Annotated in this window: 18 protein-coding genes; 15 read left to right on the top strand and 3 right to left on the bottom strand. The window is 38.1% G+C overall.

Features of this window, described 5'->3' with window-relative positions:
* The first annotated feature begins 34 nt into the window (after nucleotides 1–34).
* The 6 genes from L5B71_RS02365 (at nucleotide 35) to L5B71_RS02340 (ending at nucleotide 10,630) form a co-directional block, all read left to right on the top strand.
* Complete coding sequence (locus L5B71_RS02365; protein WP_265756781.1) at nucleotides 35–364, top strand: TusE/DsrC/DsvC family sulfur relay protein; 330 nt, start codon at nucleotides 35–37, stop codon at nucleotides 362–364.
* A gap of 77 nt (nucleotides 365–441) precedes the next feature.
* Nucleotides 442–1,329 carry a metal ABC transporter substrate-binding protein gene (locus L5B71_RS02360; protein ID WP_265756780.1) on the top strand — a complete coding sequence of 296 codons (888 nt, stop codon included), beginning with the start codon at nucleotides 442–444 and terminating at the stop codon, nucleotides 1,327–1,329.
* Nucleotides 1,319–2,236, top strand: coding sequence for an ATP-binding cassette domain-containing protein (locus L5B71_RS02355; RefSeq protein ID WP_265756777.1), 918 nt, complete (start codon nucleotides 1,319–1,321; stop codon nucleotides 2,234–2,236). Before L5B71_RS02360 ends, L5B71_RS02355 begins: the two co-directional genes overlap by 11 nt.
* A complete protein-coding gene (locus tag L5B71_RS02350; protein ID WP_265756776.1) occupies nucleotides 2,233–3,096 on the top strand; it encodes a metal ABC transporter permease in 864 nt (287 codons plus the stop codon). The genes L5B71_RS02355 and L5B71_RS02350 overlap by 4 nt, the downstream gene beginning before the upstream one ends.
* Nucleotides 3,083–3,931 (top strand): metal ABC transporter permease, encoded by an 849-nt coding sequence (locus L5B71_RS02345; RefSeq protein WP_265756775.1) that lies wholly within the window; start codon nucleotides 3,083–3,085, stop codon nucleotides 3,929–3,931. Before L5B71_RS02350 ends, L5B71_RS02345 begins: the two co-directional genes overlap by 14 nt.
* Before the next feature lie 360 nt (nucleotides 3,932–4,291).
* Entirely contained in the window at nucleotides 4,292–10,630 is a 6,339-nt protein-coding gene (locus L5B71_RS02340) for an Ig-like domain-containing protein (RefSeq protein WP_265756773.1), read from the top strand.
* A 91-nt stretch (nucleotides 10,631–10,721) separates the two neighbouring features.
* Here the strand turns inward: L5B71_RS02340 and purE are convergent, their stop codons facing one another.
* On the bottom strand, nucleotides 10,722–11,231 hold the full coding sequence (purE, locus tag L5B71_RS02335) for a 5-(carboxyamino)imidazole ribonucleotide mutase (protein ID WP_265756772.1): 510 nt from the start codon (nucleotides 11,229–11,231) through the stop codon (nucleotides 10,722–10,724).
* 274 nt (nucleotides 11,232–11,505) lie between these two features.
* Between purE and pepN the strand changes: the two genes are divergently transcribed.
* From pepN to L5B71_RS02310, 5 genes are all read left to right on the top strand, one after another.
* Entirely contained in the window at nucleotides 11,506–14,121 is a 2,616-nt protein-coding gene (pepN, locus tag L5B71_RS02330) for an aminopeptidase N (RefSeq protein WP_265756771.1), read from the top strand.
* Between the two features lie 75 nt (nucleotides 14,122–14,196).
* Complete coding sequence (gene pyrD / locus L5B71_RS02325) at nucleotides 14,197–15,213, top strand: quinone-dependent dihydroorotate dehydrogenase (protein ID WP_265757773.1); 1,017 nt, start codon at nucleotides 14,197–14,199, stop codon at nucleotides 15,211–15,213.
* Between the two features lie 547 nt (nucleotides 15,214–15,760).
* Entirely contained in the window at nucleotides 15,761–17,785 is a 2,025-nt protein-coding gene (locus L5B71_RS02320) for a TIR domain-containing protein (protein WP_265756769.1), read from the top strand.
* 3 nt (nucleotides 17,786–17,788) lie between these two features.
* Nucleotides 17,789–18,400 (top strand): TIR domain-containing protein, encoded by a 612-nt coding sequence (locus tag L5B71_RS02315; protein ID WP_265756768.1) that lies wholly within the window; start codon nucleotides 17,789–17,791, stop codon nucleotides 18,398–18,400.
* 18 nt (nucleotides 18,401–18,418) lie between these two features.
* Nucleotides 18,419–19,294, top strand: a complete 876-nt coding sequence (locus L5B71_RS02310; protein ID WP_265756767.1) for a toll/interleukin-1 receptor domain-containing protein — start codon at nucleotides 18,419–18,421, stop codon at nucleotides 19,292–19,294.
* Between the two features lie 173 nt (nucleotides 19,295–19,467).
* Here the strand turns inward: L5B71_RS02310 and L5B71_RS02305 are convergent, their stop codons facing one another.
* Together L5B71_RS02305 and L5B71_RS02300 are read right to left on the bottom strand one after the other, a co-directional pair.
* Nucleotides 19,468–20,310, bottom strand: a complete 843-nt coding sequence (locus tag L5B71_RS02305; RefSeq protein ID WP_265756475.1) for an IS3 family transposase — start codon at nucleotides 20,308–20,310, stop codon at nucleotides 19,468–19,470.
* Nucleotides 20,307–20,612, bottom strand: coding sequence for a transposase (locus tag L5B71_RS02300; protein WP_265756211.1), 306 nt, complete (start codon nucleotides 20,610–20,612; stop codon nucleotides 20,307–20,309). Before L5B71_RS02300 ends, L5B71_RS02305 begins: the two co-directional genes overlap by 4 nt.
* Nucleotides 20,613–20,993: 381 nt before the next feature.
* Between L5B71_RS02300 and rnm the strand changes: the two genes are divergently transcribed.
* The 4 genes from rnm to L5B71_RS02280 all read left to right on the top strand — a co-directional run bounded on the left by rnm (nucleotide 20,994) and on the right by L5B71_RS02280 (nucleotide 25,990).
* Nucleotides 20,994–21,830 (top strand): RNase RNM, encoded by an 837-nt coding sequence (rnm, locus tag L5B71_RS02295; RefSeq protein ID WP_265756766.1) that lies wholly within the window; start codon nucleotides 20,994–20,996, stop codon nucleotides 21,828–21,830.
* A 103-nt stretch (nucleotides 21,831–21,933) separates the two neighbouring features.
* On the top strand, nucleotides 21,934–22,998 hold the full coding sequence (locus tag L5B71_RS02290; protein WP_265756764.1) for a 3-deoxy-7-phosphoheptulonate synthase: 1,065 nt from the start codon (nucleotides 21,934–21,936) through the stop codon (nucleotides 22,996–22,998).
* 42 nt (nucleotides 22,999–23,040) lie between these two features.
* The gene (tyrA, locus tag L5B71_RS02285) at nucleotides 23,041–24,165 is read left to right on the top strand and encodes a bifunctional chorismate mutase/prephenate dehydrogenase (protein WP_265756763.1); all 1,125 of its coding nucleotides are present in this window, start codon (nucleotides 23,041–23,043) and stop codon (nucleotides 24,163–24,165) included.
* 139 nt (nucleotides 24,166–24,304) lie between these two features.
* Complete coding sequence (locus tag L5B71_RS02280; RefSeq protein ID WP_265756762.1) at nucleotides 24,305–25,990, top strand: solute:sodium symporter family transporter; 1,686 nt, start codon at nucleotides 24,305–24,307, stop codon at nucleotides 25,988–25,990.

Raw genomic sequence — 25,990 nt, 5'->3', positions numbered from 1 at the left:
TTGTATAATTAAAAAGATAAATAAGGAAACAAAAATGCTCAATATGAATAATCAAACGATTGAAACCGATAACGAAGGCTATTTGTTGGATTTAACACAATGGACGCCAGAAGTTGCACAGGCTATTGCAGAAAAAGAAGGGATCGTTTTAACAGATGCACATTGGGAAGTGATTCATTTTGTGCGTGAGTTTTATCAAGAATACAACACTTCGCCAGCGATCAGAATGTTGGTGAAAGCAATGGCACAAAAATTAGGGGAAGATAAAGGCAACAGTCGTTATTTACAACGTTTATTCCCTGAAGGGCCAGCCAAACAAGCCACGAAATTGGCGGGATTACCAAAACCGGCAAAATGTCTATAATTTGAGAATTATTTGCGTTTACCTGAAGTCAATTCATCTTTATAATAAGGGAGACAGCGTTCATTTAAAGGGGATTTATGTTGAAACATTTCGCCACTATCAGCTTTGCTACTGCAATACTTTTTAGCAGTGTAAGCTATGCTAAATTCAAAGTGGTTACCACTTTTACTATTATTCAAGATATGGCACAAAATATTGCAGGTGATGCGGCCAGTGTGGAATCCATAACTAAGCCAGGGGCAGAAATTCACGGTTATCAGCCAACCCCCAAAGATATTGTCAAAGCGCAGTCGGCAGATCTTGTGCTATGGAACGGGTTAAACTTAGAACGATGGTTTGAGCGTTTTTTTCAAAATGTGCAAGATAAGCCCGCGGTAGTGGTGACAGAAGGTATTCAGCCTATTTTTATCGCAGAAAATGGCGAGAAAAAGATCCCTAATCCTCACGCGTGGATGTCGCCAAGCAATGCGTTAATTTATGTAGAAAATATCAAAAATGCGCTGATCAAATATGATCCACAAAATGCCGAAACTTACCGCCAAAATGCAGAAAATTACGCCAAAAAGATCCGCACTTTAGATAACACACTTCGCCCTAAATTGGACAAAATTCCCCAAGCACAGCGCTGGCTTGCCACTTCTGAAGGGGCATTTAGTTATTTAGCGCAAGATTATGGTTTTAATGAAGTTTATCTTTGGGCAGTCAATGCTGAACAGCAAGGCACGCCACAACAAGTACGTAAACTGATTGATTTAATTCGCCAACATCAGATTCCGGTGATTTTCAGCGAAAGCACCATTTCACCAAAGCCTGCACAACAAGTGGCGAAAGAAAGCCAAATTCATTATGGTGGTGTACTCTATGTGGATTCTCTTTCCAACGCCAAAGGGCCAGTTCCCACTTATTTAGATTTGCTCAACACCACCATTTCGACCATTATTGAAGGATTTGAAAATGCCCAATAATCAGCCCACTATTGAAATACAGGACGTAACTGTTCGTTATAACAACGGACACACCGCCATTCATAATGTGTCTTTTCAGCTACAAGGCGGCACAACCTGTGCTTTAGTGGGGGTGAATGGTAGTGGAAAATCCACTTTATTCAAAAGTTTAATGGGCTTGGTAAAACCTCAACAAGGGCAAGTGTTGCTTTGCCATCAGCCGATTAAGAAAGCGTTAAAGCAAAATTTAATTGCCTATGTACCACAAAGTGAAGAAGTGGATTGGCAATTTCCCGTATCCGTTTACGATGTGGTGATGATGGGACGTTATGGCTATATGAATTTGCTCAGGATTCCCACCGCACTTGATAAACAAGAAGTCCAGCTTGCAATGGAGCGGTTAAATATCGCGCACCTTGCACAGCGTCAAATTGGCGAACTTTCCGGTGGGCAGAAAAAACGTGTTTTTCTGGCGCGTGCACTGGCACAAAAAAGTAAAATTATTCTGCTTGATGAACCTTTCACCGGCGTTGATGTGCAAACGGAAGCGGCGATTATGAATTTGCTTGCCAACTTGCGTGAAGAAGGCTATTTAATTTTAGTTTCTACTCATAATTTAGGGGCTGTGCCAGATTATTGCGATCAAGTGATTATGATTAATCGCACCGTGCTTGCGCAAGGTAGCACCGCCACCACCTTTACCCAACAAAATTTAGAACACGTTTTCGGTGGCGTATTGCGTAACGTGAAACTGAGCGGACGCGATTTGCACGATGATGAAGATGAGCGCACCGTAACGGTGCTTACCGATGATGAACTGCCCGCCGTATTTTACGGACAAACGAAAAACGATCCGCCTGCGCCGATTGTGCGTGATTGTAATGTGGAAGATTGCCCCTGTCGTACTGACAAAGAGAAAAGCCAATGATCGCCTTATTATTAGAACCTTTCCAGTATGATTATATGATTAACGCCTTTGTGTTAAGCGCAATGGTGGGCGGTATTTGTGCTTTTTTATCCGCTTATTTAATGCTGAAAGGCTGGTCATTAATTGGTGATGCGCTTTCTCATTCGGTTGTCCCCGGCGTTGCCATTGCCTATGCCTTTTCTTTTCCTTATGTGATTGGTGCGTTTTTTTCAGGAATTCTAGCCGCACTTTCTATTCTCTGGGTGAAATCCTTGTCCAATTTACGTCAAGATGCGGTGATCGGTTTTATTTTTACCACCTTTTTTGCCCTCGGATTATTTATCATTTCCCTCAATCCCACCGCTATTAATGTGCAAGATATTGTATTAGGCAACATTCTAGGCATTTCAACGGAAGATATTTGGCAAGTGACAATTATTATCAGCATTTGTTTTGTGTTATTGCTGATTTTTTGGAAAGATCTGTTATTAGTCTTTTTTGATGAAATGCAAGCTTCCGCCGTGGGGCTGTCGCCACTCTATTACAAAATATTATTTTTCACCTTATTAAGCGCTTGTGTGGTAGCAGCCTTGCAAACCGTTGGCGCAATTTTAGTGATCGCAATGGTCATCACACCAGGCGCAACGGCATATTTGCTTACAGATCGCTTTAAAACCTTAGTGATCATTGCGGTGAGTCTTGGCATAAGTAGCAGTATATTTGGTGTGTACATCAGCTATTATTTAGATGGTGCAACAGGCGGGTTAATTGTCTGTTTTCAGACCGCACTTTTCTTGAGCGCCTTTTTCCTTTCCCCAAAATACGGTATTTTACGCCATAAGCGCGCCGCCAATAAGGAGCAACATAATGAGCTGGGTTGATTTCGCGAATTGGTGGTTTGAGCCGCTCAGTTATCCCTTTATGCAAAATGCCTTGTTTATGGCGTTAATCATTGCGGTGATTTGTGCCGTGCTTTCTTGTTTCTTGATTTTAAAAGGCTGGTCGCTAATGGGCGATGCCATTTCCCATTCGGTTTTACCGGGCATCGTGTTAGCTTATGTGGCAAGCATTCCTTTAGCCATCGGTGCGCTAGTTTCAGGCTTATTGTGTGCATTCGGCATTGGCTATTTAAAATCCCACAGTCGAATTAAGGAAGACACCGTAATGGGCATTATTTTTTCAGGAATGTTCGCGCTGGGATTGGTGTTATTCAGCAAAGTGGAAACAGAACAGCACCTTTCTCATATTTTGTTCGGTAATTTATTAGGCATTACACCGCAAGAATTGATGCAAACGTTGATTATTGCCGTCCTTGTTTTCTTAATTATCTTACTGAAAAAGCAAGACTTTCTCCTTTTCTGCTTTGATCCAAACCACTTACGAGTAATTGGGCTTTCACCAAAGAAATTACATTATAGTTTGCTTTTTTTACTTGCTTTAACAATTATCAGCACAATGCAAGTGGTGGGGATTATCTTGGTAACTGCAATGCTGATTTCACCTGGGATCACCGCTTATGTGCTGAGTAAAAATTTTAATAAAATGCTCTTGATTGCTATTGTAAGTTCCACAATAAGCAGTTTTCTTGGCGTGATTATCAGTTATCATCTTGATGCAGCAACGGCACCAACGATTATCCTATTGCAAGCTCTGATATTTCTATTAGCCTTGATTTATACCCGATATAGTAGCTATAAAAAGTGCAGTGAACAATGAGGTATTTTTACTATCCAAGTTTGATTTGTATGGTAGCCTGTCGTCTAGATCTTATCCTATCTTACAAATGCTTATCGAACAATAATTACACGCGATTGTTATTTCAAATTGGTATATTTTTCTCTTTTATTAGAACTATTATTGATTTCGATCATATAAATCGGCTTCTAACTTTTTTATAAAAATGATATAATGGGGATGTGTTTTATGCATTTTTTTGCTTAAAAAAGACCTGTCGATGTAAGCAAAAAAATGTATCAAATATTTATTTGTCGATTGTATCTTTGATGTATGCAATTTAATGGATATTATTGTTTCGGCAAATTAAGTTCAACCTATTTTATACTAAGGAAATGATTAATGTACATTGGAAAAGATATTCATGCGCCTATGCCACCAGTAGTCACTATTGTTAATGATAGTAATGGAGATGGTCTTATAACCCAAAACGAGTTAGGTGAAAAATTAACGATAAAAGTCGTATTAGACAAAAATGAGCTCTATGCTGGTGACAGGCTATATATGCAATTTCCTGATGAGCAGTATCCTATAGGAACAAAATTAACAGCACAACAACTTGATCAAGGCTTTATTACTTTTGAAAGAAATATACCAACAGGTTTAAATGTTGGCTATAGTGTATATGGCTATTTTGTTGATGGCGCTGAGAATATGAGCACTAATGGGTATGCTTCTATTACAGTTCGTCCTTATATCGAAAAACAATTAGCTATTGAGATTGTCAGTGATACTAATAATGATGGTTTTATTAATGCTAAAGAATTGCCGCAAGATAACCAGCTTACAGTTAAAGTGGCCCTTGTTAAAGGTGCTGTAGAGGGCGATGTATTAACGATCACCGGTACAGACAATACAGAGCAAGTTATCACGTTAACGAAAGAACAGGTTGATGCTGGTTATATCAATGTGCAATTTAATGCACCAGCAAATAACACTGAGTTTGTAACTTCTGCTACTCTGACAGATGGTGCGAATAGTGCAGATCCAGTCAATGATAAAGCAATTATTTTAGCGACAACACCAGCCAATCCAACCATCGAAATCACGGAAGATATTAATAATGACGGTGTAATCAATAAAGTTGAATTAAATGGTGATATTGATGTAAAAGTAACCTTACCAACGACAGCAAAAGCTGGTGATACTCTCTATGTAGATACTAATGGTGATGGTTCAGTTGATTTTACGAAAACATTAACAACTACAGATATTAATAATAAAGTTATTGATGTACCAAATGTTAATAACCCTGGTGAAGGGAAAACCCTTACTGTGAAAACTTGGTTAATTGATCAAGCAGGTAACCAAAGCGCTCCTGATACAGACAGTGCATTGATTGATACCCTTGCGCCAAGTAAACCTATTGTAGAGATTCGTGATGGTGGTGATGAGCATCTTAACAAAGAGGAAGTGGATAATGGTGTTATTGCACATATCACACCTCCAACTGATGCTAAACCAGGAGATAAATTAGATGTTGATACTAACGGTGATGGTAAACCTGATGTAACAAAAACATTAACCGAAGATGATATTAATAATGGTGTTGATGTAACTATTCCTCCTGCACATATTCCAACAGAAGGCACTGTTACGGTTACTGCCACTGTAACGGATAAAGAAGGTAATGTCAGCGAACCAGGTAGTGATACAACTCAAGTAGATCAAATTGTTCCTAATTTAGGTAATGCCCCTGTTGTTGAAATAACAGAAGATATTAATAATGATGGTTTTATTAATGGTACAGAATTGAATGGTGATGTTGATGTTAAAGTAAGCTTTAATAAAGATACAACTAATGTCGGTGATGTTGTTAAAGTGACTTCTGATGGAGTAACTAAAGACATCACTGTCACCGCAGAAGATAAATCGAAAGGTTATGTGACAACCTCGTTCCCAGCTCCTCAAGATGGAAAAACAATTACTGTTACATCCGTTATTGTTGACCCAGCTGGTAATACAACAAAACAAGGATCAGACAGTGCAATCATTGATACTGTTAAGCCATTAGTGGATATTACTCATATTGCTGGGGAAGATCAGGTTAAAGAAGGTATTGATGGTTATGCAATTATTAATGCTTCAGATAAAGCAAATGGCTTTGAGGTAAGAGGAACGACTGATCTTGAAAATGGCAAAATTATTACTCTTAAAGTGATCGATAATAATACTGTTATTGATACTTATACTGCAACAGTTAATAACGGCCATTGGACTGTTAATATTCCAGCAGGAAAGCCTTGGGTGGATGGTAAACCATACAGTTTTGAAGCGACAGCCGTAAATACTGCAGGAAATGTCGGTATAGATGTAGATGTGACTGCAGCAACCAATATTGCAGCTCCAGTAACTACATTGACAATAACTAAAGTGGCAACAGATGATCTGGTTAACGGAGCTGAATCAAGAGCAAATAATGTTCCTGTTACTGGGAAAGTGACTGGCGATTACCAAGCAGGTGACGTAGTAACATTAACAGTGAATGGTAAAGAATATACGGCAACAGTTGATGTGCAAGGTAACTTTACGGCAAATGTAAAAGGTTCAGATCTTGTCGCTGATGGTGATAAGGTTGTTGATGCAAGAATTACCACCACAAATGTAGCAGGAAATACAGCAACAGTCACTGCCACAAGAGCTTACTCTGTTGATACGCAAGTTAACATAGACATTAATCACATAGCTGGTGAAGATCAAGGTCCAGTAGATCGCCATAACTATGCAACGATTAGTGCAAAAGACAAAGCTGATGGCTTCAATGTCAGTGGTGTAACCGATGCAGAAGATGGTCAAACAGTCACTTTACAGGCTTGGGATGGCAGAGTAAAAGTAGCTACGTTTACAACGACAGTTGTAGATGGTGCTTGGACTGTTGAAATTCCTGCAAACTCTGACTGGGTGAAAGATGGTAAATCTTATAGCTTTAGAGCAACAGTTTCAGATAGAGCAGGTAATACTAACTTTGATGCCGATTGGGGAACAAGAACCGATCTGACAGGGCCAGATACTCAATTAGCGATCACGAAAGTAGCAACCGATGATGTAGTAAACAAAGCAGAATCAACATCTGCTAATGTTCCTGTGACAGGAAAAGTAACGGGTGAATTTAGCCAAGGTGATGTTGTTACTCTAACTGTAAATGGTAAAGAATATACAGCTCAGGTAGATGCAAATGGTAATTTTACAGCTAATGTAAAAGGTTCAGATCTTGCAGCTGATGGTGACAAAGTTGTGGATGCCCGAATTACAACGACAGATGCGGTAGGTAATACAAGTACAGCTACTGCAACAAGAGATTATGTTATTGATACACAAGTTAACATAGACATTAATCATATAGCTGGAGAGGACCAAGGTCCAGTAGATCGTCATAACTATGCAACGATCAATGCAAAAGACAAAGCCGATGGTTTTAATGTGAGTGGTGTCACCGATGCGGAAGATGGTCAAACAGTAACTTTACAAGCTTGGGATGGCAGAGTAAAAGTAGCTACGTTTACAACAACAGTTGTAGATGGTGCTTGGACTGTTGAAATTCCTGCAAACTCAGACTGGGTGAAAGATGGTAAATCCTATAGCTTCAGAGCGACAGTTTCAGATAGAGCAGGTAATACTAACTTTGATGCCGATTGGGGAACAAGAACCGATCTGACAGGGCCGAATACTCAATTAGTGATTACAAAAGTAGCAACCGATGATGTGGTAAACAAAGTAGAATCTGCATCTAATAATGTTCCAGTGACTGGTAAAGTAACAGGTGAATTTAGCCAAGGTGATGTTGTTACGCTAATTGTAAATGGTAAAGAATACACCGCTACAGTGGATTCACGTGGTAACTTTACGGCTAATGTAAAAGGCTCAGATCTCGTTGCAGATGGCAACAAAGTTGTAGATGCAAGCATTACAACGAGAGATGCTGCGGGTAATACAAATACCGTTACGGCAGAAAGACCTTATACAGTTGATAAGGTTGCGACTATAGATATTAATCATATTGCAGGTGAAAACCAAGTCATTGAAGGCCGAGATGGGTATGCGACGATTAATGGTGCGGATAAAGCACACGGTTTTACAGTTAGCGGTACGACTGATGCAGAGAAAGGCCAGCTTGTTACAGTGCAAGCATTAGATGGTAATGTTGTTGTAGGTACTTATAATACAAGAGTGTCTGACAATGGTGAGTGGGCTGTACAAGTTCCTGCAGGTCAAAATTGGAACGATGGCAAAGCTTATGATTTCCGTGCAACGGTTGTTGATAGAGCTGGAAATATAGCTGTTGATATTGATAGAACCGCATTAACAGAATTAGAACGTCCAGTTGTTACAGTGAGTGCGCCAGATAATACTCGGGATAATACTCCAACTATTACAGGGACAACTAATGCGCCAGTAGGTTCTGTAGTTACTATTACTGTGGTAGATAGTAAAGGTGTTAGCCAGACATTTAATACGACAGTGAGAACAGGTGGAACTTATTCAGTTGATGTACCAAATCCTATGGCTGATGGTATCTATCAAGCAACTGCAAAAGTAACAAGTGCAGCTGGAAATAATGCAACTGCAACAGATCCGGGTAGTATAGATACTATCGCGCCTGTTTTATCTATTACAGAGGGTAGCGTTGTTGAGGCCTCAGGTAGTACGATTGTGCGTGGTATTAATGTAAGTGATGCAGGAGGCATTGCTAGTGTCACTATTGGTGGCAAAGACATCACCAATGCAACAACAGCGACCCCTGTTACTGTTGTGACAGATAAAGGCAAATTGATGATTACTGGTTATAATAATCAGTCGGGTATGATTACCTATGCCTATATTGAAGGTCAAAAAGCACAAGATCATTCTCGTGGAGAAGTTAAAGATAGCTTTGCCGTTGTTGTTCGTGATACAGCTGGTAATGTGATTACTGATACATTGGATATCACAATTCAGGATAGTGCACCAATTGCTAATAATGATAGTAATAGTTTGATGTCAAATGATGCTAATGTGGAAGGAAACTTACTCACAAATGATCAGTTAGGCGCTGATTCTATCGTTACATCCTTAACAGGAAGTAGCGTAGGTCGTTATGGTACTATTCATGTAAATGCGGATGGTACTTATTCTTACACATTAAATCACAATAATGCAGCAGTAAAAGTATTGGGAGAGGGGCAGGCATTAACCGAGACCTTTAATTATCATATTACAGACAATGATGGAGATACTAGTGCTGCGAAATTAACGTTAACTATTAATGGTGTAGCAGCTGGTAAAACGACTATTGGTACTAATGACTCTGATACAATCAATGGAGCAAGTGGTAATGATGTTCTTATCGGTGATAGAGGTGGTTACGAAACCATTATCACTAAAGGTAAAGACTACAATGCGGTTATTCTCATTGATACATCAAGCAGTATGGAACGTGATATGGATATGGCAAAAGCATCATTAAGAAAACTTGCCTATGATCTTGCAAATCACGATGGAAAAGTTAACGTGAGCCTTGTATCTTTTGCTAGCTATGCAAGAAATTGGATAGAGATTAAAGATTTAACGATAGATAATGTTGATCGTTTAGTAGATCGGATTTATCGACTAGAAGATGGTGGTATGACATCGTATGATGATGCTTTTGCTAAGGCCACGGCTTGGTTTACACAGCAAAATAATAATTATGAAAATATTACTTACTTCATTACTGATGGTCAGCCAACGTCATATATAAGAGCAGGGAATACAACATTACCAACGTCAATGAATGGGCAATTATTCCAGAATGCATTTAATGAAGCATTTGATGAATATGCTCATTTATCGCAAATCTCAAAAGTCCATGCGGTTGGTTTTGCTCATAGAGTGTCTTCTAACATTTTAGACTTCTTTGATAATACTGCAACTGACAGTATATTAGATTATGAGTCGCTTCATCTTCAAGGTGGCACTTATTATGATGGTATTCCTGTTCAATCTCGTGGTGTTAATTTGAATGGTTACACTGGAGATTCTGCAGCAATTCGAACCTCAGCTGAGTTAGATGCTGCATTAGAGAAAGGTACAGTTGAAACCATTAACTTGAATGTTTCTGGTGATGTAATTAATGCTGGTGCGGGAGACGATATTATTTTTGGTGATACGCTCAATTCAGATAACCTATCTTGGTATGATAATGGAGCAAGATTCAACTATACTTCTTCAAATCATGATGGAATGGGTGCTGAAGGTCTAATTCAGTTCTTGAAATGGACGCAAAATGATGGGCAAGCCGTTTCCTCTGAGCAATTTAATGAATATGTGAGAGAAAATTGGCAAAACCTACTTGATGATCAGCGTAGTGATGGTGGTAATGATGTCATTAATGCAGGTGCTGGAAACGATATTATTATCGGTGGAGCGGGTAATGATCAGTTAACAGGAGGCACTGGTGCGGATAAATTTGTATTCTTGGCAAATACAAATAGTGGCCGTGATGTGATTACTGACTTTGAAGTGGGTAAAGATAAAGTTATCCTCTTTGGTGAATCACAGCGAGAATTCATCGCTGATAGTGGGGCACTCTGGAATGATAAAACTCACACATTATCATTTAAAAATAGTGAGGGAGTCTATACCAACACGATTACTTTCCAAAATATGGATAGTGGTGAAACGTTAACTTCTATTTTAGCTAAGAATGTAGAGTTCTACGGTTAATCATAGAAGCTTAATAACTAATTATAATAAGCTCAACATCTTCTCAGATGTTGAGCTTATTTTTTAGGAAACAATATTTTTCTATTGGGCTTTAATCTCGCGGATCAGAATTATCTAATACGGTTTGAGTTTGATTCTGACGGAATTGCTGTAAACGTGCCGCAAGCTCAGGATTGAAACGGGCTAAGATTTGTGCGGCTAATAATCCCGCATTTGCTGCACCCGCCGCACCAATAGCTAAGGTACCAACGGGAATACCTTTTGGCATTTGCACGATAGAATAAAGGCTATCCACGCCACTTAGAGTAGCACTTTTTACCGGCACGCCCAGTACAGGAACAAGGGTTTTCGCGGCGATCATTCCCGGTAAATGGGCTGCACCACCTGCACCTGCAATAATCACTTTATAGCCATTTTTTTCTGCATCTTCAGCAAATTGGAATAATTTATCTGGTGTGCGATGAGCTGAAACAATTTCAATATGATGAGAAACATTGAGGTCGGTGAGAATTTGTGCAGCTTCCTGCATTGTCGCCCAATCACTTTTTGAGCCCATTATAATGGCTATTTCAGCATCTTGGTTTGGCTTTTGGTCTGACATAGTTTTTCCTATTTCTAACAAAAATTAACAAAAAATAACCGCACTAGAATAGCATATCTTACGCGCTTTAAGCAAACGATTGCCTAAGGGGTGGCCAGACGATTGATTGATGAAAAATTAGTGAAATAAGTGGGTTAAGTGATAGTAGAATAGTTTGTTTTCCTTGCAACTTTGGGCTAAAAACCTTATGCTAACAACAATTTTTCTACCTTAATCTTAAAAGATTTCATATTGGATAACCTTCTTAAAACAACAAGCATACTAGGTGTCATATATGCAGACAAAAGCTAAATATAGAAAAGATTATCGCTCGCCAGATTTTACCGTAACGGATATTTTCTTGGATTTTCAATTAGATCCAGAAAAAACCGTGGTAACCGCCAAAAGCCAGTATCAACGTTTAAACCCAGAAGCAACCAGTTTGCGTTTAGACGGTCATAGCTTTCAATTTGCGGCGATTCGTTTAAATGGGGAAGATTTCAAACATTATCAACAAGATAGCGAAAGTCTAACGTTAGATTTAAGCAGTTTGAAAGAAAGTGCGGGGCAATTTGAGTTAGAAATTGTAACCTATCTGAAACCTGCCGAGAACACCTCATTACAAGGCTTATATCAATCAGGTGATGCCCTTTGTACACAATGTGAAGCAGAAGGATTTCGTCAAATTACCTATATGCTTGATCGCCCCGATGTACTAGCGCGTTACTCCACGAAAATTACCGCAGAAAAAGCCAAATATCCTTATTTATTATCTAATGGTAACCGCATTGCCAGTGGGGATTTAGACAATGGTTTTCATTGGGTGGAATGGCAAGATCCCTTCCCAAAACCAAGTTACTTATTTGCCTTAGTGGCAGGGGATTTTGATATGCTGCCAGACACCTTTATCACGCAAAGTGGCCGTGAAGTGAAACTTGAACTTTATGTTGATCGAGGCAATTTAAACCGTGCAGATTGGGCAATGCAAAGCCTGAAAAAATCAATGAAATGGGACGAAGAACGTTTTGGGCTAGAATATGATTTAGATATTTATATGATCGTTGCGGTAGATTTCTTCAATATGGGAGCAATGGAAAACAAAGGCTTGAATATTTTCAATGATAAATTCGTATTGGCCAATCCACAAACTGCGACAGATGAAGATTATTTAGCGATTGAAAGTGTGATCGCACACGAATATTTCCATAACTGGACGGGCAATCGTGTAACTTGCCGCGATTGGTTTCAGTTGAGCCTGAAAGAAGGCTTAACTGTATTCCGTGATCAAGAATTTTCTTCTGATACGGGATCTCGTGCGGTAAATCGCATTAATAATGTAAAATTCCTGCGTACTGTGCAATTTGGTGAGGATGCCGGCCCAATGTCGCACCCAATTCGTCCTGAAAAAGTGATTGAAATGAATAATTTCTACACGGTAACTGTGTATGAAAAAGGGGCAGAAGTGATTCGTATGTTGCATACTTTGCTAGGTGAACAAGGATTCCAAGCGGGAATGCGAGAATATATTTCACAAAACGATGGTAAAGCCGCCACCTGTGAAGATTTTGTACAAGCAATGGAAAAAGCCAATGGCGTTGATCTTAGCCAGTTCCGCCGTTGGTATAGCCAATCTGGCACACCAGAACTCACCGTTAGCGATAGCTATGATGAACGTTCTCATATTTATCGCCTGCAAGTCTCGCAGCATACGCCAGCAACCGCCGATCAAATGGACAAAGTGAATTTGCATATTCCATTAAAAATAGCCCTTTATGATGAGCAAGGCATTACGCAATCTTTGCAATATAATGGTGAATTGGTGAGTGATGTGCTAGATGTGAGAGAACAAACACAAGTCTTTGAATTTCATAATATTTATTCACGCCCAGTGCCAGCCTTATTGTGTGATTTTTCTGCACCAGTGCGATTAGATTATGATTACAGCACCAAGCAGCTCACCACTTTACTGAAATTTGCGAAAAATGATTTTGTTCGTTGGGATGCAGCGCAAATGCTATTTAGCAATGAGTTACGTCGTAACTTATCGCAATATCAACAAGGGCAACCTCTTGAATTTTCTCAAGAAATTCTGACCGCACTCCATCAAGTATTAGAAAATCATCAGAAAGATCCAGAATTAACCACGTTAATTCTGACCTTGCCAAAAGAAACGGAGTTTGCGGAATTATTCAAAACCATTGATCCTGAAGGTATCGCGGTGGTGCGTGAGTTTATGTTGCGTACTTTAGCGGACTATTTGAAATCAGATTTATTCCGAATTTATCAACAAATTCATTTGGAAAACTATCGCGTAGTACAACAAGACATTGCTTTGCGCGCCTTACGTAATCTCTGCTTGAACTATTTGGCTTACACCCATTTAGGCAATAATTTAGTGTATAAGCACTATGTGAACGCAAATAATATGACTGATTGTTTGGCAGCGTTATCGGTGGCGACAAAAGCACAATTGCCTTGCCGAGATGAATTATTAGCAGATTTTGAACAAAAATGGCAGAGCGATGGCTTGGTGATGGATAAATGGTTTACCTTGCAAGCTACGCGCTCTGATGCCGATGTGCTACAAATTGTGGTACAGTTGATGGATCACCCAAGCTTTAACTTTAACAATCCAAACCGTGTACGCGCCTTAGTGGGCAGTTTTGCGAGCCACAACCCACGTGCATTCCACGCTGCAGACGGCTCAGGTTACCGTTTCTTAACGGATATTTTAATTCGTTTAAATGAAACCAATCCGCAAGTAGCATCAAGATTAATTGAGCCATTAATTCGCTTTAAACGTTATGATGCACAGCGTCAAACCTTGATGAAGCGTGCCTTAGAACGATTGAGTGAAGTAGAAAATCTGTCTAAGGATTTATTTGAAAAAATCGAAAAAGCCTTACAATAATCCAACATAAAAGTGCGGTCAAAAATCACCGCACTTTTTTACAGTTTAACTATCCAGTGAGATAAACGAGTGAATATCTATCCTTTAATCCGAAAAGCGCTTTTCAGCCTTGATGCTGAAAATGCCCACAATTTAACGATTCAGCTATTAAAACTGGCTGGCAAACCACCTTTTATTACCTTAATGAAAGCCTTGTTAGCCTGTCCTCAAGGGCAGGAAAGAACGGTAATGGGCGTGAAGTTTAAAAATCCTATTGGCTTGGCAGCAGGGGCGGATAAAAATGCCGAAGCCATTGACGGCTTTGGTGGATTGGGATTTGGCTTTATTGAAGTGGGAACGGTAACACCGCTCGGACAAGAAGGCAATCCCAAACCACGCCAGTTTCGTCTAATTGAAGCGGAAGGCATTATTAATCGCAACGGCTTTAATAATCAGGGTATTGATTATGTAATTGAAAATGTCAAGAAAGCACGCTTTGACGGCGTAATCGGCATAAACATTGGTAAAAACAAAATCACCCCCATTGAACGGGGCAAAGATGATTATCTTTATTGTTTGAATAAAGCCTATAATTATGCCGATTATATTACAGTAAATATTTCCTCGCCTAACACGCCAGATTTACGCCAGTTGCAATATGGTGATGCGTTAGAAGATTTGTTGCAAAGCATTAAGGCTCGCCAGCACATTTTAGCAAGTCAATATAATAAATATGTACCGATTGCAGTGAAAATTGCACCAGATTTAACCGAAGCCGAATTGGTACAAATTGCTGATACGTTACGACGTAACAAGATTGATGGGGTGATCGCCACCAATACCACCATTGCACGCGACAATGTTCAAGGCTTGAAAAATGCGACAGAAATCGGCGGTTTAAGTGGTAAGCCGTTGCAACAAAAAAGCACGCAAATCATCGCACGGTTACATCAAGAATTAAATGGAGAAATCCCGATTATCGGCAGTGGGGGCATAGACAGCGTTGCTAGCGCGCAAGAAAAAATCGCGGCAGGTGCGCAATTATTGCAAGTGTATTCAGGCTTAATTTATCAAGGGCCGGCGTTAATTAAAGAATTGGTTAAGGCTCTTTAACCTTGAAAAAACTGAAATCATCACTGTATTAGTAACATTATATGGGGCATGTGATCAGCCATAAAAGTGTGGGGTATATATACCCATCTTGGTTGTAAGCAATCGTATTTATAGCAAATTTAAAAGCACACTGGGATTTAGTAGGAAGATATATAGTAGCGTAAACATGTAGATTGGGAAATTAGGTACAGTCTAAATTAGACATAATCTGAATGTATGTTCAGGATCAATAGGTATTTTATTGCTAAGCTATGCTTCTCATTATGGCAATTCATTATTGAATTGCCAGCATGAACGGGACAAAATGGACATTGCTATATTTCATATAACATTCCACCTGTCTATACGATCATGTTCAAAGTAGTTAGGCAGAAATTTATGCTTATCCAATTTCTCTATATGAATTAAAAAATAGATTCATGAAGCATTTTAAAGAAAAGCTTCCTAAGCACATTTGTAATAATCGTGATTATTTTATTAATAATTGCACTAGCTCTCATTGATAAGCATTGATTGAAATTAGTGCTCAATATAAGGATAGATTTAAATGGTTACTCCTATTACTCCTCCTATCGCAGTTCATTTTGTTTGGCATCCTGATGATAACGATAACATTCGTTCCATAATAATGGATTTCCGCCGATATTTGACACGAGATATTGAACGTCCTTTTTCTAGAGAATTGAATATTCCAACATTTTTATATAGTTCAAAAAGCTTTAAATGCCTTCCTTCTAAGCCCGAAAAGCTTGCTAATAAAGATGTGATTTTTCTTTTTATAAGTTGTAATACTTTAATGTATTCTAATTGGGAGACCTATATAAATGAACTACCAGAAGACGACGACTATAATGTCATACCGGTAGCAATTGAACAAGCAGGAATAAACCATACTTCATCGGGCCGTCTGAAAAACTACAATTGTATTAGAGCATTTGATTGGCCTGAGGAATTTAAAAAAGAATATGCCATCTTATTTCTCTCACATGAAATATATCGATTTGGCCTAAAAAATGCACAACCAGGCAGTCTTGGTATTTATCATTCTATTCGTTTATTTTTAAGCCATGCCAAAAAAGGTGATATAGGATTGAATCATGCGGAATCAATTAAACATTTTTTAGATAATTCAAATATGCAAAGATTTTTTGATGCAAACCAAATATCTCCTGGGTTTAAATTTGATCAGGAAATTGAAGGGCATATTAAAAATTCTACAATTATTGCTATTGCAAGTGATCATTACTCTTCTAGGTACTGGTGCCAGAGAGAAATTCTAAGTGCAAAAAAGGAAAGACGACCTATCATTCTTGTGAATAGTTTAGAAGAATATGAGGATAGAGTTTTTCCTGCAGCTTCAAATATTCCATGCGTGCATGTGACAGTGGAGCCTTTAAGAGAAATAGATATTTTAAAAATACTTATAGCAGCTTTATTGGAAACTATACGTTTTGAACATGCCCATAAATTATTATGTTACTATCAAGAACAGGGGTGGATAGATAGCTCCGCTGAGATCTTTGCTAGGCCACCGGAAATTCAGCAATTAATTGATAGTTTAAAAAAAAAGGAACATTTGGCGGTTTGTTATCCAGAACCTCCTTTATATAAAGAAGAAATGGAATGGGTAAATCATTTTAATATTACTGTTTCTACCCCTTTGTGGACATCGGCATATGAAAGAGATGATGACAAAAAATTTCGCATCGGACTATCTATTTCAGAGTATCTTCCTGATGGTTATGAGATCCAACACCAAGATCTAGATGAACTTAAACGATTTTCTCAATCATTAGCACGCCATTTATTAGCAAATAAACATACTCTTATTTATGGTGGTGATTTACGAGATGATGGGTTTACTCAATTTATTCTTGATGAAGCTGCAGTATTAAGAGATCGTTTACAAGTAGAAAAGTTATTTGTAGAAAATTATTTATCTTGGCCATTATATATAAAAAAGGAAAATATGAAATGGTATGCTAATTATAAAACGGTGGTAAATCCAATATCTGTAAATATTCCTAATGATATTGCAGAGATAATTAATGATTCAAACCTGTTTCTTGAGCCAAATTGTCCTGAAAATAAATATATTTGGTCTAGATGCCTTACTACAATGAGAGAAGAGTCAATTTTGTCTTCCGATGTACGAGTTTTAGCAGGAGGGAAGTTTGAAAATTATTTAGGAAAAATGCCGGGGGTTTTAGAAGAATTTTTGATTTCTTTGAGAAAAGAAAAACCTATTTTTTTAATCGGTGGATTAGGAGGGCTTACGAGTAAATTATGTAATTCAATTAAAAATAAGAGTATTGTAGAGGAGTTTACAGAAGAATGGCAAGTTTCTCATAATGCTTCTTATATAGAACTGCAAAATATAGCAGCTAAAAATAATCATAGCGCTAATTATGAAGAGATTAAATTTGTAATTGAAAATATATCGATTGAAATGCTTGCTCAACGAGTAGGATTATTAAGAGAAGATTATGAAAAGTTAATGATAACCCCCTTTATTGATGAGTGTGTTCATTTAATTATTAAAGGTATTAGAAATTTATCAAAAAGAGGCTGAATTATGATGGCTATACATAGAGTATTTATTAGTTATCATCATGACAAAGATCAATGGGCTAAAGAATATTTACTTAAGCTTAATGATAAAAACAACATCTTTATTGATGGCTCCATTGATATAGGAGATATTGATGAAACACTGCCAGATAAAATAATTCGTGAAAAAATTCGAGATGAATATTTAAAAGATACTACTGTAACAATATTACTTGTTGGTGTTGAAACGAAAAATAGAAAGCATATTGATTGGGAGCTATATTCTAGTATGTATGATGGCAAGAAAAATAAAAAATCTGGTATTCTTGTTATTCAATTACCTTCAATTAATCCTAAATATATTACAGCAGCTCACGGTACAGAAGAAAAGAAACATATTTACCCCTCAATTCAAAACTGGATTTCTATTGATTCTAGAGAGGAATTCGAGAAACGATATCCTTATTTACCTGATAGAATCATAGATAACCTACTTAAAATGGAATCTAAAATATCAGTAGTAAAATGGAGTGAACTTACAGCTGATAGCTTAAGATTATTGATAGAGCTCACATTTAATGATAGAGAAAATTGCAAGTATGATATGAGCAGACCAATGAGAAAGAGTAATTCTTAAATTAGAGGAGATTGTATAATGGATAAATTAACATACATATTTAAAGGGGATTATGTTAATAGAGATAATGATAAGAATTTTATTCGCAGTATTATTTCTAAATTTAATCAAGAGCAAGTAACAGGGATTGGTGCAAAAGTGAATAATAATCCTTGGGGGGTAGAGGTATTTATATTCGTAACAATAGATACAGCTTATCTAAATAAGGACGAGTTTAATTCTTGGTTGAAAAGCAATTACGGCGAGAGAGAGGTTACTCATAACATATTTTTAGGCCAGATAACCATGAGTGGAAATATATTGACATTTGTTGATGAGTCTTCCTTATCCTTCTTTGATATTCTTTTTATTTTTTCCGAGAAGGTCGTTAGTTTTCCTGATGAACGTAACGATATTTTAATGTTATCATCTAACTTGCGTTCTGATTTTGAAAAAAAGTATCCTCAATATAAAACTACTAAGTATCAAACTCCTGTAGTTTTTATTAGTCATTCATCTTTTGATAAAACTTCAATTGCTTTGCCTTTAAGTGATTATTTATGTACTAAAGAAATATCCATCTGGTTAGATCGCAATGAAATTAACTTAGATGATAAGCATAATGATCAGCAATTATATGAAAAAATTTATAATGGTATCTCTATTTGTAAGTTTGGCATTTTTATAGTAACTTCAAACTTTCTAGAAAAGAGTGACTGGGTAAAAAAGGAAATATCTATATGTCAAAAGCAGAATAAAAAAATGCTATTCTTAACCTTTAATGATACTTCTTTGAAAAATAAATTAGAAAAACTAAAAGAGGAGTTTTGCCTAACTGAAGCATCTTTTATTTCGATAAGTGATAATAATTACGACCCAGTGATAAGATTTCTTAGGGAAAATAACCATCTATAAAATTAAAGAAATTTAGCTTATAATAAAAAATACTGTCCGAGTTTTTTCGGGCAGTATTCACTTTTCTCTCCTAATTTACTAAATCAAACAATAATTTACTCTATTAGGTGAGGATGTTTTCAGTTTTCCTTATAACTTCCCCGCCTGCATAATATGTAAAGTGTAGTGATCCACTAAATTAGCAGTCCCTGATAGGTTTTTTTCGCTAAAATTGGCGGTAATCCTTGATTATAGCTATGCGGTCTCACCCTGTTATAGTAAAACACATAACGTTTAATATCTTCCTTAGCTTCATCTAAGGAAGAATAACCGCCCTTTAACATCCATTCATATTTAAAACTTCTAAACCAACGTTCCAGCGGCGCATTATCCCAACAATTTCCTCGGCGACTCATACTTTGTATCAAACCATGCTGTTTCACACATTGTATAAACAACTCACTCCCATAAATACTGCCTTGGTCTGAGTGAAACAACATCCTCCTCGTTCTCTCCGTTGTTAGCATTGCATGATTTAAGGCGCCAACCACTAACATTGAATCATGCTGTTTCTGTAATCGCCAACCTACTACTTGACGGTGCGCTAAATTCATTACCACTGCCAAATAATGCCACTCCCCCTGTACCTTTAGATAAGTTGTATCACCACATAATACCGTTGTCTCTGAGGTTGGATTAAATTGCCGATTTAACACATTATGAAACAATGTGGACGCTTTCTCTAATGTACCTTGACGCCAACGTTTTTGTGGCTGTTTACTGACTAATCCCTGTTGTTTCATGAGCTTTCGAATTAAGGCTAATCCTACCTCAATCCCCTTACTTTTTAATCTCGCCTTTAAAGTCCGCTTTCCTGCTGAACCCCGACTTTCATCAAATAACGCCTTTATCTCTACCGCCAAGCCTAAATGCTTATTGGGCTTAGCTTTTTGCTTTCTCTGAGCATAATAAGCTCGTTCTGAAAGAGAAAATAGCGCACAAACACGTTTTATTCCATATGATTTTAATGTCTTCACCGCTTGATAGCGTTGCGCTCGAGTGACATGAAAATCACTGTAGCCTTTTTTAGGATTTCTTTATCCTCTTCAAGTATTTTAATGCGTCGCTCAAGCTCTCGTATCCGTTGTTGCTCGGGTGAAAGAGGCTTAGTTCCTGGTAATACATAGCCTTGTTTTTCTGCTTGGACTTGTTTTATCCAACGACGCAGGGCTGTTTCGCCTATGCCTAATTCTAAACAGGCTTGGGCAATAGAGTAACCTTGCTCGGTGACTAATTTTACTGCGGCCACTTTGTAATCTGGGCTAAATGTTCTTCTCATTTTAGTGTCCTCTTTTTGTGATAGTTTACCACCTATCTAGGACTGTAAAATTAGTGTACCACTACAAAGAGTAAAAAATGGATATTTTTTAGAATAGTAAATTTTTGCTAGGACTAGTAGTTTGTACTTATAGCTTATAGATGGCAAGAGCGGTATTGGAGTCAGGTGGTCGTTTAGGTAATCTCTCTGAATGGGAGAAATGAAACTTGGACATGGTTTCTACTTATTATCTATAATGATAAAAGTTACTTTTATCAATTGAAATGTGGTGGAGGCTAGAGATAGCGCTATTATGAGTATATTCATTGCTATAATGAACATTTAAATAATTTGATCCCAGAGTGATACAAGCTCAATTTTTTAGATTATTTAGGAACAAAAATGCAAAAAATTTATGATTTACATTGCCATAGCAGTGCATCAGATGGGGTATTAAGCCCTAAAGAGGTGGTGCAACGCGCTTATGATAATCAAGTGTCCGCGCTGGCTTTAACCGATCACGATAGTGTGGCAGGCTTAGATGAAGCACAAGCGCAGGCAGATTTATTAGGGCTCACACTGATTAATGGGGTGGAAATTTCTACCCAATGGGAAAATCGTGCCATTCATATTGTGGGGTTAGATTTTGATAAAACTCACCCAAAAATGACCGCACTTTTGCAGCAGCAGGCAGAAAAACGCTTAGAAAGAGCGGTAAAAATTGGTGAGAAATTAGCGAAGTTAGGCGTTGAAAATGCCTTTGACGGAGCGAAAAAATTCACCCAAGGGGAAGTTACCCGAGCGCACTATGCGCGCTATTTAGTGGAAATCGGCAAAGTTTCTAATATTAATCAGGCTTTCAAACGTTATCTAGGGCAAGGGAAGTCAGCTTATGTAAAAGCGGAATGGGTGGATATTCCTAGCGCGATTGACATTATTCACCAAGCAGGCGGTGTGGCGGTGTTAGCGCACCCATTGCGCTATACCTTAACCACCAAATGGCTCAAAAAACTGATTGCGGATTTTACCCAAAGTGGGGGTGATGCCATTGAGGTTTCTGGCTGCGGACAAACCAAAGCTCAACGCTTATTGCTCGCACGCTGGGCGCTTGAACAAGGTTTGCTTGGCTCTGTCGGGTCGGATTTCCATTTTCCTTGTGGTTGGATTGAACTAGGACGTTCTCTTGAATTGCCAGAAAATGTGCCACCTGTTTGGCAGAAATTTCGCACTATTTTGTAAATTCCTTGTAAAACAAGTTGAATTTACTTTGGTTTGAGTGTAATTTACGCGTTACATTAATTGTATATAAAAATTTACACTTGATTTTAAGTAGGAAAGAAAGATGAACAATGTAAATCACAAAGACAGTATTCATAATGTAAATATCGTTAATGAAAAAGTGTTAATCACGCCAAGTGAACTGAAAGAAAAATTGCCTTTACCGCAACATTTACGTCATCAAATTGAGCAATCGCGCACTGATATTGCCAATATCATTCATAAAAAAGATAACCGTTTATTAGTGGTGATCGGCCCTTGTTCGATTCACGATCCCCTTTCTGCGTTGGATTATGCAAAACGTTTGAAAACTTTATCTGATGAGCTAAAAGACGAACTGTACATTGTTATGCGCGTGTATTTTGAGAAACCGCGTACCACCGTGGGTTGGAAAGGCTTAATTAACGATCCAAAAATTGATGGCAGCTTTGATGTCGAACACGGTTTGCACATTGCGCGTGAACTTTTGTTAGAGCTGGCGGAAATGGGCTTGCCACTTGCCACCGAAGCACTTGATCCGATCACGCCACAATATATGGCAGATTTATTCAGTTGGTCAGCGATTGGTGCAAGAACCACCGAGTCACAAACTCACCGTGAATTGGCGTCAGGCTTATCAATGGCGGTGGGATTTAAAAATGGTACGGACGGCAGCATTGCCACTGCGATTAATGCGATGAAAGCGTCTGCAATGGGGCATAGCTTTATTGGCATCAACCAACAAGGGCAGGTGAATTTGCTCAATACCGCAGGCAATCCAAACGGACATATTATTTTGCGTGGTGGAAAAGCGCCAAATTACCAAGCGGAATTTATTCAACAAGCAGAACAAGAATTACAAAAAGCAGGCTTAGAACCCGCCATTATGGTGGATTGTAGCCACGGCAACTCGAATAAAGATTACCGCCGTCAGCCGATTGTGGCAGAAGATGTTACACAGCAAATCGCTAATGGCAACCAATCCATTATTGGTGTAATGCTAGAAAGCCATATCAACGCGGGCAACCAAAGTGCTGAACAGCCAGTAAGCGAAATGCAATATGGCGTGTCAATTACGGATGCTTGCATTGATTGGGAAACCAGCGAGCAATTATTACGTCAAATGGCACAAGCATTGAGCAAAAAATAACTGGCAAAAATCATCACACTGTAAAGAAATAAGGACAATATCGTGGACGCCCTAAAAGAACTGCGTACAGAAATTGATACATTGGATCAAGAATTATTGCAATTATTCGCAAAACGCTTGGTATTGGTAAAAAAAGTGGGGGAAATCAAACATCAACACGGCTTACCCATTTATGTGCCAAATCGTGAAGCAGAAATGTTGCAAGCAAGACGGCAAGAAGCAGAAAAACTTGGCGTACCGCCTGATTTAATCGAAGATGTATTACGCCGTTTAATGCGCGAATCCTACACCAGAGAAAATCAATTCGGCTTTAAAACCGTTAATCCCAACATCAAAAAAATTGTGATTGTGGGCGGAAAAGGCAAGCTAGGTGGATTATTCGCACGTTATCTGCAACCTTCAGGTTATCAAGTAGAAAGTTTAGGGCGAAACGATTGGGACAACGCCGCGCAGATTTTATCGGGTGCAGATGTGGTGATTGTGTCGGTGCCTATTGTGAATACGGTGGAAACCATTGAACGTCTTGCCCCTTATTTAACAGAAAATATGTTGCTCACTGATCTCACTTCAGTGAAAAAAGCCCCACTCGCCAAAATGCTGGAAGTGCATAAAGGGGCAGTGGTGGGCTTACACCCAATGTTCGGGCCAGATATTGCAAGTATGGCAAAACAAGTAGTGGTGCGTTGTGATGGGCGTTATCCAGAACGCTATCAATGGCTATTAGATCAAATCAGTATTTGGGGTGCGAAAATTTATCAAGTGGACGCCGCCGAACACGATCAAAGTATGACCTACATTCAAGCCTTACGCCACTTTGCCACCTTTGCCAACGGTTTGCATTTATCCAAACAACCTGTGGAATTAGCGAAACTTTTAGCGTTATCTTCGCCAATTTACCGCTTAGAACTCGCAATGATCGGACGATTATTCGCCCAAGACGGCGCATTATATGCGGACATTATTATGGATAAACCAGAAAACCTTGAAGTGATTGAAAGCCTAAAACAAAGCTATGAAGAAAGCCTAAAATTCTTTGAACAAGGCGACAAACAAGGCTTTATCCAATCCTTTGAACAAGTGCGTGATTGGTTTGGCGATTATTCCGAACAATTCTTAAAAGAAAGCCGCCAATTATTGCAACAGGCGAATGATTATCGGCAATATTAGTAAAAAACGGGTGTAATACCAGTTTTTTATTAATTTGTGATCACGATCACCGTGAAATTATGATAGTAGTCATAATTAGTCTAAGTCAGAATATTTTAATCTTAAGTCGTAATAAGATTAATAGTAAAAGGGGGACTATATGGCGCTAACTATTTTGAGTTTTTTACTCGTTACGAGTTTTGTAGCTTGGATTTCTTGGCGAAAAACCAGAAATGATGATTTATCAACCGCAAAAGGATATTTTCTTGCAGGGCGAGGGTTGAGTGCAGTGGTCATTGGTTGTTCAATGGTATTAACTTCGCTCTCTACTGAACAATTAATTGGTGTTAATGCCAATTCCTATAAAGGCAATTTTTCTATTATTGCTTGGACGGTTCAATCAGTCATTCCGCTTTGTTTTTTGGCTTTATATTTATTACCGAAATATATTCGTAATGGCTATACGACTATTCCAGAGTTTTTTGAAAGTCGTTTTGATCGTCAAACACGCTTAATAATGTCGGGGTTATTTTTAGTATTCTATTTATTTATCGTCATTCCTACCGCACTTTACACAGGGGCAATTGCCTTCAATAAAATTTTCAATTTGGAAACCGTATTTGGAATGAGTTATGGTGAATCTATTGTTTACACCGTAATGGCGATAGGTTTTATTGGGGCAATTTACGCCATTTTTGGTGGCTTAAAAGCGGTGGCTGTATCAGATACTGCGAATGCAATTATTTTGGTCATTGGAGCAATTTTAGTACCAATTTTTGCCTTAATTTATTTAGGTAATGGCAGTTTTATGGAAGGATTACATATTATTGGTACAGCACACGTTGAAAAATTTAATGCGATTGGTAGTGCTACAGATGCCGTACCTTGGCCAGCGATGTTCACGGGTATTTTGCTCGTAAACTTTTTCTACTGGACAACCAATCAAGCCATTGTGCAACGTGCATTAGGTGCGAAAGATTTAAAAGCTGGGCAAAAAGGGATTTTAATTGCCGCACTTTTCTTACTTTTATTACCTATTATTCTTAATTTACCTGGTTTATTAAGTTTTCATATTTTAGGTGAGGGACTAAATCCAATTGATTTATCTTATCCTGAATTAGTCAACCGCGTCTTGCCAACAGCTTTACAAGGTTTCTTCATTGCGGCTTTATTTGGTGCAATTCTAAGTACTTTCAATTCTTTCTTAAATTCAGCAGCAACAATTTATTGTAAAGACTTATTGCCTTCACTAACCAAAAGAACCTTTAGCGAAACTGAATTAATTGTTTATGCGAAAAAAGTCTCAGCAGTAATGGCAGTTATCACCATTGTTATTGGACCATTACTTATGTTTGGTACAGATGGTATTTTCTTACTGACTAAACGTTTTGCAGGGTTTGTGAATATTCCTATTGTTGCTTTGTTTGCGGTGGGACTATTTAATAAAACCGTATCGGGATTAGCTGCGCGTATTGCCTTACTGGTACACGTTATTTTGTATTTCCTTATTGTTTGGGTGTTTAATGTAAAAGTGAATTTTGTATATGTAATGGCCGCACTATTCGTTTTTGATGTAGTATTAATGCTAGTATTAGGATCGTTCTTACGCAGAAAAACACCTTATCTTGATAACGTTTCTAACCAAAGCAATGTAGATTTAAGTAACTGGGAATATGTTAATATCACGGTTGCATCGCTTGCATTAGGTTTAGTTTCTCTTTATGCGCTACTTTCTCCAATTGGGCTTGCTTCAGAAAATGGTAAACCACTTTGGGTACTTGCTGCTTACGTAATTCTTCAAGTGATTTTATTTGTGGTAATTGGTCGAAATAAGAAAAAGGTGTAA

This window comes from Avibacterium sp. 21-586 (assembly GCF_026226775.1).
Classification (GTDB): Bacteria; Pseudomonadota; Gammaproteobacteria; order Enterobacterales; family Pasteurellaceae; genus Avibacterium.
Note: the sequence above shows the minus strand (reverse complement) of the source record. Positions and strands in the feature narration are given on the sequence as shown.